A 16,509-nucleotide genomic window follows, 5' to 3' on the forward strand; every position below is an offset into this window, starting at 1 on the left:
GGGCCCCGTCCCACCGCCGCCTGCCACCGTGTCGTCGTGCGCACGTCGGGCGGAGCTCAGGTCCCGGCGAACAGCGCCCGCGTCAACGCGGTCCGTCGGACCAGCAGGTCATAGGCCACCAACGTGCCCAGAGCGCTCGCCACACAGATGAGCAGGTACTCCAGCACGGGGTGCAGCGTGCTACCGACGACGAGGTACGCCACCCCGACCACGATCGGCTGGTGCAGGACGTACCAGGCCAGCACCGCCGGCACGACGTAGCGCCCGACCCGGCGGCCCGGTGAGCGGTCGCCCGCGGCACGGCCCGAGGACGGCCGCAACCGGGCCAGCCACCCGACGATGGAGACCACCGCGCACCACCCGGCCGCGCCGAACGCGGCCCTCCCGACCAGGTCGACCGGGTCACGGTCGAGCAAGGGGTCACCGTCCCCGCCCACGAGAGCCGCGCCGGCGACGGCCAGCAACGCGATGGCGACCGCCCCGGCCAGTCCGGCGTTGCAGCGCAGCACCGCGGGGAAGCGGACGTCGGACGCGAGCACCACACCGGCAGCGAAGAACAGGAGATAGCCCAGGGCGTTGCCCGCGGCGATCCCCTGGTCGAGGCCGAGCCCGGCGGCGACCGCGCCGAAGAGAACAGCCGGCAGCAGGACGACACCGCGCCGCTCGGCGCCGGCAGCCAGCAGGCGCACGACTCGATCCCCCCGGGAGGAGCCGAGCCAGATCAGGAGCGGCACCACGGCCAGCGAGTACAGCAACAGCAGGTAGAGGAACCACAAGTGGCCGGTCTCGAAGCCCCGGCCCCCAGCGGCCGGTTGGACGACGAACGGGAAGTCCGACCAACTCCACCGGACACGGAGGAAGCGGGGCCAGAAGTCCAGGTAGGCCTCCGTGTAGTCCGGGTCCGCCCGCAGCCGCAGCCAGACCGGTAGCGGGACGAGCAGCACCGTCCCGGCCACCAGCGGCACCAGCAGCCGGCGCACCCGACGGCGGAGGTAGGCACCGGCGCTCCGCGCGCGCCACGCGTACCGGGCGCCGATCCCCGCCACCAGGAACAGCAGCGGCATCGCCGCCACCACCACCGGCGCGGCGAACGGCGTCAGGTCCACGGTGCGGTCGCTCTTGACGTAGAAGTCGTCGGTGGCGTCGAAGACCAGCGCCGCGTGGAAGGGGATCAGGCCACCGACGACGACTCCTCGCGCGACGTCGAGGCCCGGCCACCGGCCGAGCCGGCCCGAGGTCTCCGCCGTCGTCGCCGTCCGCAGTCCCTCCCGCGCTCCCTCCGTCGGCAGCACGGTGACATCCTGCCCCATCCCTGTCCTGGAGGAACCGGTCCGACGCCCGCTCGCCGAGGAGCCGCGGAGCTCCCTCGGCGCAGGCTGCGATCTGACCGTCGCACGTCCGCCGCTCCATCGGATCGCTCGACCCCGCCGGCACGACCACGGACCGCATGCGCGCCTCCGTGACGCACCACGGACACCGGATTCGAGGCCGAAACGGCCGTCGAGGATGTCGAGCCACCCGTCAGGGGATTCAGCGACACCGCTCCTACGGGAAGCCGCCGAGGGATCCCCAGACCGCCTGCTCCGCTCGGTGATCGCAGCCGTAGTAACCGACAATCGATCAGCGCTCCCGAGGAAGGAATCGACCGCCACCTCCACTCTGACCGGTCCGCCCAGATTCCGACCCCTGACACCGGCGAGCCTCCGTCGAGATCCGACGATGAACTCTTCCGCACTGCAGAACCATCAAGATCACGGGCATCACACCTCTTGCCTGCAGGAACGGCTGATAGCGGGCCGCTGGCCGCCGGCGCTCCTGCCGGATCAGCCTCGTCGTACCGTGGGCCGGTCAGGGGTTGTTCCGCGGCGGCTGCCCACAGTTCGCCAGCCCGAAGTTGTCCACCGCCTGTGCCTGAGCGCTGCTGGCGACGAACGGACCGAATCCGGGCTCAGCCAGTGAACTGACGACGGTCCCAGCGCAGTTGTGGTCGTTGAGGCTCGGAGCGGCCAGCGCGGACGGCGCGGTCGCCACCAGGGATGCAATCGCAAATCCCAAGACGGTGGCAAGGCGAGAAGCGGACACGGGCACGAGGCACCTCCGAGAGCGCGGGATCCGGAGGCCAGCGTCTACGCAGCGCACGGACCTGTCACCACCTTCCTGTGCGCCCGCTGGGCCTGTCCGCGATTGAGCCCGTCGGACAGCGCTGCAGTCCGGACGACGTCTGGCTCAGTAGTTGGTGGGGGAGTACTGGAGAAGGACTGCAGCAGGCTCCTCACAGTCGGAGCCGGACGGCGTCGTCGTCATCCACAGGGCTCTGCGCTGTCCCCAGGATCCCGCGCCGTCACCGCGCGGTGTTCACCTCGTCGCCGAGCCTGTCTCAGCCGGTACTCCCCTGCTACCGGCGAGGATCGAGGAAGCCGTCATGGGAAGGCCACCACTGCCGGTGGGGACCTTCGGCAAGATCGACTTCCTCGTGGTGGGCAAGGGCCGGGTGCGGGCCCGGGCCAGCGTCCGCGACTTCGACGGCCGACGCCGCTTCGTCACCCGCTACGGCTCCACCCGCGCTCACGCCGAGCGGCGGCTGCGCGAGGCCCTGCGCGACCGCAACGGAATGGCGACGCCGGCCGCCACCGCCGACAGCCGGCTGGCCGCCGCCGCGGCACTGTGGCTGGCCGAGGTCGAGGCCAGCGAGCTGGCCGCCGGCACCAAGCGGCTGTACCGCCTCGTCGTCGACTCCTACGTCCTCCCCCGCCTGGGCGAGCTGCGGCTGCGCGAGGTCACCGTCCCCGCGGTCGACCGGCTGCTGACCGCCGTCCGCGCCGGCCACGGCGCCGGCGCGGCCAAGTCCACCCGCAGCGTCCTGTCCGGGATCCTCGCCCTCGCCGTCCGCCACGGCGCGCTGCCCACCAACCCGGTCCGCGAGACCACCCTGCGGCGCACCGCCCGGCCGACGAAGACCCCACGGGCACTGACCGTCGCCGAGGCCCAGCATCTGCGGAAGGAGCTCGCTGCCGACCCCGAGGCCGTTCGGCTGGACCTCCCGGAGTTCGTGGACCTCACGCTCGGCACCGGCGTGCGCATCGGCGAAGCCTGCGCGGTCCGCCCGACCGCGGTCGACCTGGACGCCGCCACCCTGGCGATCACCGCGACCGTCGTCCGTGTGCCCGGCCGGGGCCTGGTCATCCAGGAGGTGCCCAAGTCCGACACCGGGCGGCGGACCATCGCCCTACCGCCCGTCGTCGTCGGCCTGCTCCGCCGTCGCTGCGCCGCTGTCCCCCCGGACGCCGACCCGCCGGTGCTCTTCCGCAGTCCGCAGGGCCGGCTGCGGGACCCGAACAACACCAGCGGCGACCTGCGCAGCGCGCTGGACCGAGCCGGCTTCGACTGGGTCACCTCGCACACGTTCCGCAAGACCGTCGCCACCCGGCTCGACGAAGCCGGACTCTCTGCCCGGCAGATCGCTGACCACCTCGGCCACACCCGGCCCAGCCTCACCCAGGACGTCTACATGGGCCGCCGGCTCGCCAGTCCTGAAGCGGCCGCCGCACTGCAGCGCACGCTGTAACGGCGAACCGCGTTCCTCGGCTCCGCCCGCGGCCACTCCCCCGCCGCCGCGCCGTCTCCGGAGATGCCTCGACAGAGGTCGCACCGGGCTGTGCGGGAGGGGTTTGTTGGTCGTCTGTTGGTCCTTGGTGGATCAACTACCGACCGAACAAGCCGCTGACCTGCGTTTTGCTCCCCCGATTGGACTCGAACCAATAACCCTGCGAGTTGATCTTGACGTCGACGACAACCACCGGCTGGTGCTGAATGACGAGGTCAGACTCTCGTTGTGCGGCTGGGTGTTGATGGTCGACATCGGCGGTCGACGGGGGTTTGTTGGTCGTAAGTTGGTCGCAGCCGGGTGCTGCCCCCAGCGCGGTGGATGAGGACGCCTCAAGCGCTGTTGCTCAGGTGCGGGGTGCGGCTCGGGTCGGCGGCCTCAGTGCCCGTGTCCTCTTGTCGCCAGTCGCCGGTCGCCGGCCACGCAGGGACCTCCCACTTGGCGGAGCAGATCTGGCGATCCGCTGCGGCAGGCACTCCCAGGATCCGTGCGACCATCGCCGGATCCTGGCGAGGAGGGCGGCCATGGCGACACCGCTTCCTGTCGTGGACGTGACGCCCCGGGTCGTCGACACCCTCAAGGCCGTCCCGATGGCCCGGGCACAGGAGGGCTTCTCGGTGTCGCCCACTCTGCTCCGCGAGTACCTGGTACCCCAGGCCGACGACCGGGTCTTCCGCAAGCTCTACGTGACCGAGAAGCTCCTCGAGGGCAATCGCCTGCTGATCGCGAGCGTCGAACTGTTCCCCAACTACCAGGGCCGCATCTTCGAGGTGTCCGTCGAGGGCCGCACCCAGCTGGTCATGGCCGGCTTCAGCGGCGACCTCGGGCTGCCGCCCGTGTCCCAGACCCTGCCCTTCCTGGTCTACGTGCCGCCGAGCCCCCAGGACACTCCCGCGGCGCACCGCGCCGCCAACCGACCTCTGTACGACCGCACGAAGGACCCCGACGTCCCCGTCTACTACGGCGACGCGACCGGCTACCCCTACGCGTGGGACTGGCTGGCCTTCCAGCACCACATCAACGCCCACCGGCTCGCCCACCAGCTCAAGTGGGCCAAAAGCCCCTACGTCTTCGTCGTCCCGCTCGTGCGGAGCTTCGCCGACGGCATGGGCCCACTCGGGGCTCCCGAAGTCCTCGAGGGCGTGCTGCTGGGACTGCAGCGGTGGTATCTCGATCGACAGCCGCCGCCCGAACGCCTCCACGAGGACCGGCTGCGCCACGTGGTGCTGGCCTCCTTCAGCATCAGCACCACGATCCTCGCCGCCTTCCTCGACCGGCACCGGAACTCGCCCTTCGTCCGGGACTCCGTGACCGACCTGGTGGTGCTGGACCCGCCACCGGGCAACCCGAGGAACCGCTCACCGATCGTCGACGTCGCGCTCAGCGTGCTGCGCGGCGACCGCCGCAAGCGGCTACTGCTCTACTCCCAGGACCGGTACTACGTCGACAAGGTCACCGCGGCCATCACCCGCGCCGGGCTGACCTTCGACCCCGCTCGGCAACGACTGTTCGCCGACCCACGTCTGCCCCACGTCGTGGTCGCCTACATCGACAAGGCACTGTTCGGGCCGGCGATCATCGACCCCGTCCTCAAGGACGTGCACAACACCTTCCCGAACCTCTTCATCGCCGACGCCGCCCGGCGCGCCACCCTCCACTTCAGCGAGCGGGACGGCCGGCAGTTCGCCGAGACGAGCTTCCTGGATTGGGCCCCAGGACGCTGAGCCTTCCCGGGCCCCCCGGCTGCCCGTACCGTCGCACCCTCCACGGAGCGGCGCGGGGATCGAGGCGTCATGTTCGACCTCTTCAAGGACCTGGACACCTACCGCGGGATCCCGCCCTACGCCAGCGAGCACTACGGCGTCTACCAGCCCCTCCTGGGCTGGCGCTCGAACCTGACGACCCAGTGGGTGCGCAGAGGCGGGCGCACGGTGGACCCGCGCCTGCGGCGCATCCTCGACGGCCGGATCACCCCGGGCGTCACGGAGGTGGTCAACCCCCATCCACTCGAGTTCCTGGCCCAACCCCTGGAGCCAGGCTCGGGGCGTACTCCGTGGCGCGTGGTGGCGCCGCGGCCGCTGGGCAGCGAACTCATCGTCGTCCTCCGCGACAGGGTGCAGGCGTGGGTCGACGCCCACGACGGCCACCTGCCGCAGGGCACCGAGTGGGCGGCAGTCATCGACATCAACGTGCTCCTCAACACCGACGAGGGACCGCTGCGCGTGGTGAACGACAGGCACCGGGAGCGCATCTGGGCACGGATGCAGGCCGAGGCCGGCGAAGGCGGGGTCACCCCTGCGGCCATCGAGGCGGGACGCGCCGAGCTGCTCGACCTCATGCGGTTCGAGTCCCAGATCGCCGCGATGCTGCTGTTCCACGCCGAGGCGCAGGCGGACTACGACCCGGCGGCGCTGGAACAGCTCTACGTCGTGGTCACCGCACCCCCGCTGTCCGAGGTGCTGGCCACCACCGATCCGCTCGCCACGATCGACCCCGAGGACCGCAGCGGCGTGCTGTCACCGGTCGGCTTCGTGCACCTGTTCCGCCAGTACTTCTTCGACCTGGGGACGTTCCTCGGTGAGCCCGTCGAACACGTCTGGCTGGCTCCCGGAACCACGATCGAGCTGATCGAGGTGAGCACCCGGCGGGTCCTGCTGGAGCGCACCGAGGAGATGTCGCTGGAGACGCAGCAGCGGGTCGAGGCCTCGACCAGCGTGAAGGACGAGCTGAGCGACGCCGTGCGCGCCGAGAACAGCGGCAGCACCAAGCTCGGCGTCTCGACGACCAACACCGTGAAGGTCGGCGTCTACCAGGGGTCGGCCACCGCGAGCCTCGGCCTCGAATCAGCTCGCAAGGACGCCCGCGAGTCACTGCACAAGCAGAGCCGCGAGCAGACCGAGAAGCTGTCCTCGGAGATCAAGCGGAGCTACAAGTCCGTGTTCAAGACGACGACGGAGACCACCGACAGCCGGACGCGTCGCTACGTCCTGCAGAACCCCGGCAGCGAGCTGGTGAACTACGAGCTGCGCCGCAAGATGCGTCGGGTGGGCGTCCAGCTGCAGGACGTCGGCGAGCGACTGTGCTGGCAGGTCTTCGTCGACGACGCCGGTGCCGGCCTCGGGCTCGCCGACTTCGTGCACTACGCCGAGTCACCCGACCTCGCCAACCTCAAGGAACCCGACCCGCTGCCGCCGCCGGCGGCCATCGTCAAGAAGGTCACCGTCCCCATCCCCTTCTCGCCCATCCTCAACTACGACGACAACGGCCCCGCCGCCATCTACGAGTGGCGCTACGTCGAGACGGCGAAGACCGCCTACGAGGGCAAGCACCTGGGCAACCGCGCGAACACCAACGACGAGGACGCCGAGGACAACCAGGTCGTGATGGGACCGTTCACCTTCAAGATCGACCCACCTCAACTGGATTACGTGCTCACCGACGACATCCGCGTGCTCGGGCCGCAGGGCAGCAAGCTCGGACAGGTCCGTGGCAAGCCCACGCGCATGCCGGACGGGTCGTTCCAGATCGTCATGCAGCAGATCAGCTTCGGCGGAGAGCAGTCGGTGCCCCTGGACCTGGAACTGGTCTACGCACCTACGTCGGCGGCGATGACCACGTACGCCGATCTGAAGAAGAAGGCGCAGGACAAGTACGAGGCCGAGAAGTACCGCCTGCTGCAGAAGGCCTACCTGGACAACGTCCGGGACCGGATCGACGACGCCGCCTCGATCCAACCGCGCCCCTCGTGGGACCTGCGCGAGGAGGAGCGCACGGTCGTCTACCGGGCGCTGCTGCGCAGATTGATGATGGACAGTTGGAACCTGCCCGACACCGCGGAGAACCGGCGCCTCAACCACGTGCGGTCCGAGATCGTCCGGGCCATCTTCGACGTCGACGCGATGCTCTACTTCGTCGCCCCCGAGTGGTGGCTCCCCCGCCGCCACCAGACCCAGCACCGCTTCGACCCCGTCGCCGGCAAAGGCGCCGAGGTCGTGAACCTGACCGAGGCCGACGCCATCCGCTGGGGCGACACCCCTCAACGGGCCGACAACTACAGCATCACCGAGACCTCCCAGCCCGCACGGCTCGGCAGCTCCCTGGGCTGGCTGCTGCAGCTGGACGGGGACAACCTGCGCAACGCCTTCCTCAACGCGCCGTGGGTCAAGGCGGTGATCCCCATCCGTCCCGGCCGCGAAGCGGCGGCGCTGAACTGGCTGCGCGGGATCGAGGGGCACGAGCAGGACGGTTGGGACGCCGTCTACGTCCCCTCGGGCCCGGACGACGCCGCCCTGGTGGCCGAGGTCGAGGCCGACGGCGACCAACCGACCGTGGGCAACGTCTTGGCCAAGATCGCCTCGCACCTCGCCGAGAAGAACGACGACATCAGCACGACCCTGGCCGCGGACCGGGTGTTCGAGCACGGCTTCGATCCGCTGGAGGGGGGCTTCAACGCGGGTCTACCGGCCAACGAGGTGTTCAGCCAGTGGATCTCTGTACTGCCCACGGACCAGATCGTGGCCGCGGCCTACCAACCCACGGCACTGTTCGAGCCCTGAGTGCCGAACGTCCGAAGCGGTCCCACGGACGTGAGCTCACGTCCCTCTGGGCAGGTCGCCCGACAGGACAGGACAGCCGCAGATTGGGGCGGACACTGCCGCAGTCAACGCGGAGGTGTGCTCAACCGCCGACGCCCGCCTGAACCTTGACCCCCTCAAACGGCCGGACCAGAGTCCCCGCGGGGTTCAAGTCCCCGTCGGACACAGCACCGCCCCGGTGTCTCTACAGGTCAGAGGCCCGGGGCGGTGTCGTTTCAAGGTCAACAACGCCCCGTGACACCACTCCGACACTTCGCGACCTCTTCAGCCCCGCAGCAGGGCGGCGTACCGCTCGGCGGCCTGACGGCCCATGCCAGGGTGGACGCGCTGCTAGAGGTGAGCGTGATGGTCGCGTTGGCGTGGCCGAGCCGCTCCGAGACTCACGGGCGGTCTAGGCCTGCATCTCCGCCCCGGTTAGCTGCTGTACGGGTGCACCGGCCGCAGCCTGCCGGACCTGGTCGTCGACATGCTCTTGACCGCCAATGCCCGGCCGACCGCGAAGGAGAAGTCGTCCGTCGCCCGACGGATGCTGCTCATCCGTGAAGCCGAGACAGGCAGCCCGCGCATCGAGCACGTCGAGGTCGACGACCTGGCGGTCTACTTCCCGGCCGGCATCACGCCGCAGCAGGCCCTCGCCGACCACGCCGACCAGCGCCGCAGCCGCAACTGGCGCAGCCGGCTGCCCGTCCCGACAGCAGCGACCACCGTCTGGGGCCGCTACTGCACCGCCTTCCGCCCACCTCTCCCCGCACGGGCACCAGACCTCCAGCGTCGCCCTCGTAGGCCGCACCCGCCTGTACGTGCATGGGTGGAAGGCCGGCGTAGTCGCGCGAGGTCAGCGGCGAGCACGCCGGCGTGGCCCGCGGTCAGGTGGTGGCTCGCCAGCCGTGCCCGTCGTCCAGGCCCTCGACCGTCCACGTCATGACGATCTCGGGCTCGGTGCGCACGTCCGCCGCGGTGACCGCCTGCCGGTAGAGCTCGGAGCCGTAGAAGGACTCCGCGGCCTCGCGGGTCTGCCAGACCTCGACGACGCGGTAGCCGCGGTCGCTGGGACCCCCGGCGTGGAACAGCGCCCCGGCCGGCGTGCGGCCTGGTTGACCGCCGTGACGACCGACTCGTACTGCTGCCGGGTGAGGCCGGGGATCTCGGCCAGCATCGCCAGTGCCATGACTGCCTCCTCTTCCGGTGTGGGGGCGCATCGGGCGCCTCATGTGGACGAGGCCGACGGTAGGGGGAGCCGGTCCTCCCGGGGAGGAACAGGCGCAGGCACACCCACCGGAACAGCGCGGCCGGACCACCTCCCGATCCGCGGCTAGCATCGGCGCCGCTCGAACCCGGTCGGTGGAAGTGGGCGGCGGCCGATGGTAGACGCTGCGACGTCCGCGGGGCGCTCGTTCGCGGACCTCCTGCGCGGCTACCGCGTCCGGGCCGCTCTGACGCAGGAGGAGCTCGCCGAGGCCTCCGGGCTGAGCGTGCGCGGGCTGCGCTACCTCGAGCGGGGCCTGGGCATCCGACCCGGGACAGCGTCCACCGGCTGGCCGCGGCGCTCACCCTGTCACCGGTGGAGCGCGGCGTGCTGGCGCGGGCGGCCTGCCCCGGACCGGACGGGCCGGGCGTGCCGCCGCGGCCGGGGGCACCACCCCCGCCCTCGGGCCCGCTGATCGGTCGGGAACGGGAGCTCGCGGCCGTCGTCGACATCCTGTCCGGCGGCGACGTCCGGATCCTGACCCTGACCGGCCCCGGCGGGGTCGGCAAGACCCGGCTGGCCCTGGAGGCGGCCGGACGGCTCGCGACGCGCTTCTCCGACGGGGCGGTCTGGGTGCCGTTGGCGACGCAGGCCGATCCGGCGCTGCTGCCGGCTGCGGTCGGCGGCGCACTCGGTCTCGCCGCCGACGCTCCGCGGGGGGATCTCGACGTCCTCGCCGGCGCACTCGCCGAGCGGCCCGTGCTGCTCGTGCTGCTCGTGCTGGACGACTTCGAGCGCATCGCCAGGGCCGCCGCAACCGTGGCCGACCTGGCCGCCCGCTGCCCCGAGCTCGTCGTCCTGGTCACCAGCCAGGTGAGCCTGGGCCTGCGCAGCGGTCGCGAGTTCGCCGTCGGCCCGCTGGCGACTCCGGCGCCCGCGACGTCGACACCGGTCCAGGTGCTGGCCGCCAACCCCGCGGTCGAGCTCTTCCTGCGCCGGGCGCAGGCCAGGAGCGCGGACTTTGCGCTGACCGGGGAGAACGCCGGGACGGTCGCCGACATCTGTCGCCGGCTGGAGGGCCTGCCCCTGGCGCTCGAGCTGGCCGCCGCGCGCACCGCCGTGCTCCCACCGGCCGCGATGCTGGCCCGGCTGCACCACCGGCTCGGCGTACTGACCGGCGCCGCCCCGGACGCCCCGCGGCGCCAGCAGACCATGCGAGCGGCGATCGCCTTGAGCCACGACCTGCTGCCCACCTCGGCGCAGGCGCTGTTCCGCCAGCTGGCGGTGTTCGAGGGCGGCTGCACCCTGTCGGCGATCGAGGCGGTGTGCCCGCCCGCCGGATCCGAGACCGGAGATCTGCTCGCCAAGTCGAGGAGCTGCAGCGCGCGAGCCTGCTGCGGCTGGAGGACGCCGAGGCGGAGGACCCACGCTTCCGGATGCTGGACACGGTCCGCGAGTACGCCCAGGAGCGGCTTGACACCGATCTCGAGGCCAACGCTGTGGCCGAGCGGCACAGCGCCCACTATCTGGCGCTGGCCGAGGACGTCACCGGCCGGGTGTTCGGCCCGCACATGGCCTCCGCCCTCGACCGGCTCGACCGCGAGCACGGCAATCTCACCGCCGCGCTGCGCCGGCTCACCGCGCGCCCCGACGCCGCCCGGGCCGTTCGGCTGGCCGCAGCGCTCTGGCCCTACTGGTACGTGCGCGGCCACACCACCGAAGCGCGCGCGGCACTCGCGGTGGCCCTGCAACTGCCCACCGACGAGGGGATCACCCCGGCACGGGCCCGGGCACTGCTCGGCGACGGCCAACTGGCCCTCAGCCAGGGCGACTACGCCGCGCGCGCGCACGTGCGCTCGAGAGCGCCACGCTCTGCCGCGCCCTGACCGACGACCGCGGGCTCGCCGAGGCCCTGCTGGTCGCCGGCTTCGCCGCCCGCGTCGCGGAAGACCACCCGGCCGCCGCCCGATTGCTCACGGCCGCGCTCGACACCGCACGAGCCGCGGATCACCCCTTCATGGCCGCCGCAGCGCTGCACCACCTCGGCCTGCTGGCCGCCGACATCGACGGCGGCACCGAGACGGCCAGCCGCCTGCTGCACGAGAGCCTGGACACCTACCGCGATCTGGGCCTGTCCCGCTTCAGCGCTCTGCTGCTGGTGGCGCTGGGAGATCTCGCACTCAGGCGCGGAGAGCGGGATCTGGCACGCTGCCTGCTCACCGAGAGCCTGCAGTTGATGATGCGGGTCACCGATCGCCTGAGCCTCCACCTCGCGGTGGACTGCGTCGCCCACCTCGCCCTCGAGGAGGGCGAGGCCAGACGGGCCGTCCGGCTGGCCGGGGGCGCCGCGCGCCTGCGCGCGCTGCACGGCGTGAGGGACTGGCCCGCCGTCGAACGACGCCGAGCAGCGTGGCTCACCGTCGCCCGGGAGGTCCTCCCCCCCGCGACGTTCGCCGCGGCATGGGCGGAGGGACAGGCCATCACCCTCGACCAGACCGTGGCTGCGGCACTCAGCACCCAGGCCTGCAGGTGAGAGGCACATCGACCGGATCCTCGCCCACCCACCGCCCAGCGCCGCCACGGTCCCCCGGCAGCCCACGGCTCCGACGCCTAGGTCGTCCACTGGCTGCTGGTGCGCAACGCGCGGTCGCCCGAACACATCCGTCCATGCCGAGCCCTACTCATCCGGCCGCCCGCTGGTGCGCCGCCGCGCCCTCCTCCCGCCCTGTCTCGCCCCGGCACTGGCGGAGATCACCAGCTCGTCACCCGTCACCGAGCAGCAGGCCTCCCAGACCTGACCGGCGCCGTCCACATCGACCGGCCTGGCGCTGCCGGGCGGAGCGGGTGAGCGGGCAGCCCGCCGATGCGCTGATTCTGGCTCCGTGACCACCGGCGCCGGCCGAGCCGACGGCCGTCCTGGGTGCATCTGCCAGGCGTCTGGGTCGAGCCGGCCGACGCGCCACTGCGCCCGCCGCACCGCGTTGCACCCCTGTCGTCCTCATCACTGCTCGCTCACTTGTAAGGCAGAGGAGTACCCCCTTAGGGTATCCCTGTACGGCATACCCACCCGGGGTACTGCGCTCACTGAGAGGTACACGACCGTGAACACCACCGACTACGTCGTCCGCGGCATGACCTGTGGCCACTGCGCCGGCTCGGTGACCGCCGAGATCTCCACGATCCCGGGGGTCACCGGCGTACAGGTCGACGTGGCCGCCGGCCGGGTGACCGTCGAGTCCGACCAGCCGGTCCCCGCCGCCGCGGTCACCGCCGCGGTCGAGGAGGCGGGCTACGAGGTCGTCGCGGCCTGACCCGCGTCCGGGGTGGGCGCCCCGCCCGACCGGCGCCCACCCCGACCCCTCCCGTTCCGCAGTTCCCGAGGAGAACGTCATGGCCGGCTACACCCACGTGAAGGACGAGCACCTCAAGCGGCTGCGCAGGATCGAAGGTCAGGTCCGCGGCCTGGCGCGCATGGTCGAGGACGACCAGTACTGCATCGACATCCTGACCCAGGTGTCGGCGGCCACGCGCGCGCTCCAGTCGTTCTCCCTCGGTCTGCTCGATGAGCACCTGAGCCACTGCCTGGTCGAGGCGGCGCAACAGGGCGGCCCGGAGGCCGACGAGAAGGTCCGCGAGGCCTCCGCCGCCATCGCCCGCCTGGTCCGCTCCTGATCCCCCCACCCTCCACCAGTGCCGTACCCGACGCCGACATCAGGAAGGCAGCACAGATGAACACGCCCGCCAAGCTCGGCGCCTACGCGCTCGGTCTGGTCGCCGTCTTCGGCGTCACGGCCGGCATCGGCGCCGCCGTCGGGCCGGTCGGCCCGGCCGTGGCGTCCCAACACACCCCCGCGCACGATGATCCGCAGACGGAGTCCGCGATGGACACGAACGCATCGACGGCCGCCACCTCCCACACCCTCGGCGGCCTGCAGATCTCCGAGAACGGCTACACCCTCGACGTCGCCGCACAGCTCCCGGCCGGCACGGCCACCCCGGTCGCGTTCCGGATCCTCGGCCCCGACGGTCGGCCGGTGACCGGCTACGACACCGCCCACGACGAGGACCTGCACCTGATCGCGGTGCGCCGGGATCTCACCGGCTACCAGCACGTGCACCCTGAACTGGCCGCCGACGGCATCTGGGCGATACCGCTCGACCTCACCCCCGGCACCTGGCGGCTGTTCACCGACTTCGATCCCGCCGGTGACGACCCCGCGATCGTCCTGGGTGCCGACGTCGCCGTCGGCGGTGACCACGTCCCGCAGCCGCTCCCTGAGCCGTCGACCACGGCCGAGGTCGACGGGTACACCGTCACCCTCGACGGAGAGCTGGTCCCCGGCCAGGAGTCCGAGCTCACGCTCTCGGTCAGCCGGGACGGGCACCCGGTCACCGACCTGCAGCCCTACCTCGGCGCCTACGGGCACCTCGTCGCGCTGCGCGACGGCGATCTGGGCTACCTGCACGTGCACCCGACCGGTGAGCCCGGCGACCGCACCACCGCGCCCGGCCCGGACATCACCTTCCGCGCCACGGCTCCCTCGGGCGGGGACTACCGGCTGTTCCTGGACTTCCGGCACGGCGACGCGGTGCGCACCGCCGAGTTCACCGTCAGTGCCGGCGACACCGCCGCTGCTCCCGTCGGTGGGCCTCCTGTCACGGAGGTCCCCGCCACCGGGCCTGCGAGCGGGCACGGCGACGCCGGGCACGCCCACGACTGACCTCCGCCCCCCCACCCCGGGGGGACACGCTCCCAGGAAGACGATGATGAGCTCCACCCCACGCACCACCGCCGGTCCGGCAACGGCCGGCGAGAACCAGGTCGAGCTGGCGATCGGCGGGATGACGTGCGCCTCCTGCGCCGCACGGGTCGAGAGGAAGCTGAACAAGCTCGAGGGCGTCACCGCCGCGGTCAACTACTCCACCGAGAAGGCGAAGGTCACCTTCTCCGGTGCGGTCACCGCCGAGGACCTCATCGCGACGGTGGAGAGCACCGGCTACACCGCCACACTTCCCCGGTCGGAGGTCTCGCCGGACGGAGGACAGCCCGACGCACCGGCCGCCGACGACCACGTCCGCACCCTGCGGCAGCGGCTGACCGTCTCCGCGGTCCTGTCTGTCCCGGTCATCGCGACGGCGATGGTCCCGGCGCTGCAGTTCGACCACTGGCAGTGGCTGTCGCTCAGCCTGGCCGCGCCAGTGGTCGTGTGGGGGGCGTGGCCGTTCCACCGGGCTGCCTGGACCAACCTGCGCCACGGTGCGGCCACGATGGACACGCTCGTCTCGGTGGGCACCATCGCCGCGCTGGCCTGGTCGCTGTACGCGTTGTTCTGGGGCACCGCCGGGAGGACCGGCATGACCCACCCGTTCGAGCTGACCATCGCCCGCAGCGACGGGGCGGGGAACATCTACCTCGAGGCCGCCGCCGGGGTGACCACGTTCATCCTCGCCGGCCGGTACTTCGAGGCCCGCTCCAAGCGCCGCGCCGGTGCCGCCCTGCGCGCCCTGCTCGAGTTGGGCGCGAAAGAGGTGTCGGTGCTGCGCGATGGGCGTGAGCAGCGCATCGGCGTCGACCAGCTGGCTGTCGACGACCTGTTCGTCGTCCGGCCGGGCGAGAAGATCGCCACCGACGGTGTGGTCAGCGAGGGCTCCTCGGCGGTGGACGCCTCGATGCTCACCGGCGAGTCCGTGCCGGTCGAGGTCGGCCCGGGTGGCGCCGTGGTCGGTGCCACCGTCAACGCCGGCGGCCGGCTGGTCGTCCAGGCCACCCGCATCGGCGCCGACACGCAGCTGGCGCAGATGGCTCGGCTGGTCGAGGACGCGCAGAACGGCAAGGCCGAGGTGCAGCGCCTCGCCGACCGCATCTCCGGCATCTTCGTACCGGTCGTCATCGCCCTGGCCATCGGCACCCTCGGCTTCTGGCTGGGCACCGGGGGCGGCCTGACCGCCGCCTTCACCGCCGCGGTCGCCGTGCTGATCATCGCCTGCCCCTGCGCCCTGGGCCTGGCCACCCCGACCGCACTGATGGTCGGCACCGGCCGCGGCGCCCAGCTGGGCATCCTGATCAAGGGCCCCGAGGTGCTGGAGAACACCCGCGCGGTCGACACCGTCGTGCTGGACAAGACCGGCACGGTCACCACCGGCCGGATGACCCTGCTCGACGTCGTCCTCGCCGCCGGCGAGGACCGGCAGCAGGTGCTGCGGCTGGCCGGCGCGCTGGAGGACGCCTCCGAGCACCCCATCGCCCAGGCCATCGCCACGGGCGCCACCGCAGCCGTCGGCCACCTGCCGCCGGTGGAGGGGTTCACCACCATCGAGGGCCTCGGCGTGCAGGGCGTCGTCGACGGGCACGCGGTGCTCGTCGGGCGGACCCGGCTGCTGGAGGACTGGTCGGTACACCTGGGCGTCGACCTGGGGCGGGCGAAGGCCGCGGCCGAGGCCGAGGGCAAGACCGCGGTCGCGGTCGGCTGGGACGGCGCCGCCCGCGCCGTCCTGGTGGTCGCCGACGCGGTCAAGGAGACCTCGGCTCAAGCCATCCGACAGCTGCGCGACCTGGGCCTGACCCCGGTGCTGCTGACCGGCGACAACGCCTCCGTCGCCCGCTCCGTCGCGGCCCAGGTGGGGATCGACGAGGTCATCGCCGAGGTCCTGCCCGCCGACAAGGTCGCCGTCGTGGAGCGGCTGCAGGGCGAGGGCAAGGTCGTGGCGATGGTCGGCGACGGCATCAACGACGCGGCGGCCCTCGCCCAGGCCGACCTGGGCCTGGCGATGGGCACCGGCACCGACGTGGCGATCGAGGCTTCCGACCTCACCCTCGTCCGCGGGGACCTGCGCGCCGCCGCCGACGCCATCCGGCTGTCCCGCCGCACGCTGCGCACCATCAAGGGGAACCTGGTCTGGGCCTTCGCCTACAACGTCGCGGCCCTGCCGCTGGCCGCCGCCGGGCTGCTCAACCCGATGATCGCGGGCGCGGCGATGGCGTTCTCCTCGGTGTTCGTCGTCGCCAACAGCCTGCGGCTGCGCCGTTTTCGCAGCGCCGGGCGACCGTCGGTTGCCGGAACGCACTGACCCGGCCGCCTGCCGCCCGACCGACCCGGCGGCCCGGCCCCGAGCCGGGCTGCCGG

14 protein-coding genes are annotated in these 16,509 nt (G+C 72.1%); 10 read left to right on the forward strand and 4 right to left on the reverse strand.

Translation table 11 applies throughout. From position 1 onward, the window contains the following. Window positions 1–56: 56 nt before the first annotated feature. Window positions 57–1,292 (reverse strand): acyltransferase family protein, encoded by a 1,236-nt coding sequence (locus BLQ97_RS14550; RefSeq protein ID WP_217637205.1) that lies wholly within the window; start codon window positions 1,290–1,292, stop codon window positions 57–59. 1,130 nt (window positions 1,293–2,422) lie between these two features. Here BLQ97_RS14550 and BLQ97_RS14555 point away from each other — a divergent pair. From BLQ97_RS14555 to BLQ97_RS14565, 3 genes are all read left to right on the forward strand, one after another. Beyond that, a complete protein-coding gene (locus BLQ97_RS14555) occupies window positions 2,423–3,565 on the forward strand; it encodes a site-specific integrase (protein WP_091366720.1) in 1,143 nt (380 codons plus the stop codon). 563 nt (window positions 3,566–4,128) lie between these two features. Further along, a complete protein-coding gene (locus tag BLQ97_RS14560; protein WP_139173663.1) occupies window positions 4,129–5,328 on the forward strand; it encodes a hypothetical protein in 1,200 nt (399 codons plus the stop codon). A 69-nt stretch (window positions 5,329–5,397) separates the two neighbouring features. After that, window positions 5,398–8,160 (forward strand): hypothetical protein, encoded by a 2,763-nt coding sequence (locus BLQ97_RS14565; RefSeq protein ID WP_091366722.1) that lies wholly within the window; start codon window positions 5,398–5,400, stop codon window positions 8,158–8,160. Window positions 8,161–8,590: 430 nt separating this feature from the next. Here BLQ97_RS14565 and BLQ97_RS14570 read toward each other — a convergent pair whose 3' ends face one another. Continuing rightward, a complete protein-coding gene (locus BLQ97_RS14570) occupies window positions 8,591–8,842 on the reverse strand; it encodes a hypothetical protein (RefSeq protein ID WP_091366723.1) in 252 nt (83 codons plus the stop codon). Between the two features lie 223 nt (window positions 8,843–9,065). Next, window positions 9,066–9,398, reverse strand: a complete 333-nt coding sequence (locus BLQ97_RS23000) for a hypothetical protein (RefSeq protein ID WP_139173665.1) — start codon at window positions 9,396–9,398, stop codon at window positions 9,066–9,068. Between the two features lie 162 nt (window positions 9,399–9,560). On the opposite strand from BLQ97_RS23000, the gene BLQ97_RS24450 reads away from it, so the two are divergent. Continuing rightward, window positions 9,561–9,860 carry a helix-turn-helix transcriptional regulator gene (locus BLQ97_RS24450; RefSeq protein ID WP_091366724.1) on the forward strand — a complete coding sequence of 100 codons (300 nt, stop codon included), beginning with the start codon at window positions 9,561–9,563 and terminating at the stop codon, window positions 9,858–9,860. On the opposite strand, the gene BLQ97_RS23375 is transcribed toward BLQ97_RS24450, so the two are convergent. Beyond that, window positions 9,755–10,624, reverse strand: a complete 870-nt coding sequence (locus BLQ97_RS23375; protein WP_091366725.1) for a hypothetical protein — start codon at window positions 10,622–10,624, stop codon at window positions 9,755–9,757. The genes BLQ97_RS24450 and BLQ97_RS23375 overlap by 106 nt on opposite strands. Window positions 10,625–10,710: 86 nt before the next feature. On the opposite strand from BLQ97_RS23375, the gene BLQ97_RS23380 reads away from it, so the two are divergent. The 6 genes from BLQ97_RS23380 to BLQ97_RS14610 all read left to right on the forward strand — a co-directional run bounded on the left by BLQ97_RS23380 (window position 10,711) and on the right by BLQ97_RS14610 (window position 16,453). Then, complete coding sequence (locus tag BLQ97_RS23380) at window positions 10,711–11,271, forward strand: hypothetical protein (RefSeq protein ID WP_091366726.1); 561 nt, start codon at window positions 10,711–10,713, stop codon at window positions 11,269–11,271. A gap of 131 nt (window positions 11,272–11,402) precedes the next feature. Continuing rightward, window positions 11,403–11,918, forward strand: a complete 516-nt coding sequence (locus tag BLQ97_RS14590) for a hypothetical protein (protein WP_091366727.1) — start codon at window positions 11,403–11,405, stop codon at window positions 11,916–11,918. Window positions 11,919–12,486: 568 nt separating this feature from the next. Then, window positions 12,487–12,696 carry a heavy-metal-associated domain-containing protein gene (locus tag BLQ97_RS14595; RefSeq protein WP_217637206.1) on the forward strand — a complete coding sequence of 70 codons (210 nt, stop codon included), beginning with the start codon at window positions 12,487–12,489 and terminating at the stop codon, window positions 12,694–12,696. Window positions 12,697–12,775: 79 nt separating this feature from the next. Continuing rightward, window positions 12,776–13,057 carry a metal-sensitive transcriptional regulator gene (locus BLQ97_RS14600; protein WP_091366728.1) on the forward strand — a complete coding sequence of 94 codons (282 nt, stop codon included), beginning with the start codon at window positions 12,776–12,778 and terminating at the stop codon, window positions 13,055–13,057. Between the two features lie 56 nt (window positions 13,058–13,113). Beyond that, window positions 13,114–14,106 carry a hypothetical protein gene (locus BLQ97_RS14605; RefSeq protein WP_091366729.1) on the forward strand — a complete coding sequence of 331 codons (993 nt, stop codon included), beginning with the start codon at window positions 13,114–13,116 and terminating at the stop codon, window positions 14,104–14,106. 46 nt (window positions 14,107–14,152) lie between these two features. Beyond that, complete coding sequence (locus tag BLQ97_RS14610) at window positions 14,153–16,453, forward strand: heavy metal translocating P-type ATPase (RefSeq protein WP_091366730.1); 2,301 nt, start codon at window positions 14,153–14,155, stop codon at window positions 16,451–16,453. The last annotated feature ends 56 nt before the right edge of the window (window positions 16,454–16,509 follow it).

The organism is Geodermatophilus telluris, from assembly GCF_900102745.1.
Classification (GTDB): domain Bacteria; phylum Actinomycetota; class Actinomycetes; order Mycobacteriales; family Geodermatophilaceae; genus Geodermatophilus; species Geodermatophilus telluris.

What these genes read in the sequence shown, in the direction of transcription:
- BLQ97_RS14610 (WP_091366730.1), top strand. Translation starts at nt 14,153, where the DNA reads ATGAGCTCCACCCCACGCACCACCGCCGGTCCGGCAACGGCCGGCGAG.
- BLQ97_RS23000 (WP_139173665.1), bottom strand. Translation starts at nt 9,398, where the DNA reads ATGCGCCCCCACACCGGAAGAGGAGGCAGTCATGGCACTGGCGATGCT.
- BLQ97_RS14555 (WP_091366720.1), top strand. Translation starts at nt 2,423, where the DNA reads ATGGGAAGGCCACCACTGCCGGTGGGGACCTTCGGCAAGATCGACTTC.
- BLQ97_RS14605 (WP_091366729.1), top strand. Translation starts at nt 13,114, where the DNA reads ATGAACACGCCCGCCAAGCTCGGCGCCTACGCGCTCGGTCTGGTCGCC.
- BLQ97_RS14600 (WP_091366728.1), top strand. Translation starts at nt 12,776, where the DNA reads ATGGCCGGCTACACCCACGTGAAGGACGAGCACCTCAAGCGGCTGCGC.
- BLQ97_RS24450 (WP_091366724.1), top strand. Translation starts at nt 9,561, where the DNA reads ATGGTAGACGCTGCGACGTCCGCGGGGCGCTCGTTCGCGGACCTCCTG.
- BLQ97_RS14590 (WP_091366727.1), top strand. Translation starts at nt 11,403, where the DNA reads ATGGCCGCCGCAGCGCTGCACCACCTCGGCCTGCTGGCCGCCGACATC.
- BLQ97_RS14565 (WP_091366722.1), top strand. Translation starts at nt 5,398, where the DNA reads ATGTTCGACCTCTTCAAGGACCTGGACACCTACCGCGGGATCCCGCCC.
- BLQ97_RS14560 (WP_139173663.1), top strand. Translation starts at nt 4,129, where the DNA reads ATGGCGACACCGCTTCCTGTCGTGGACGTGACGCCCCGGGTCGTCGAC.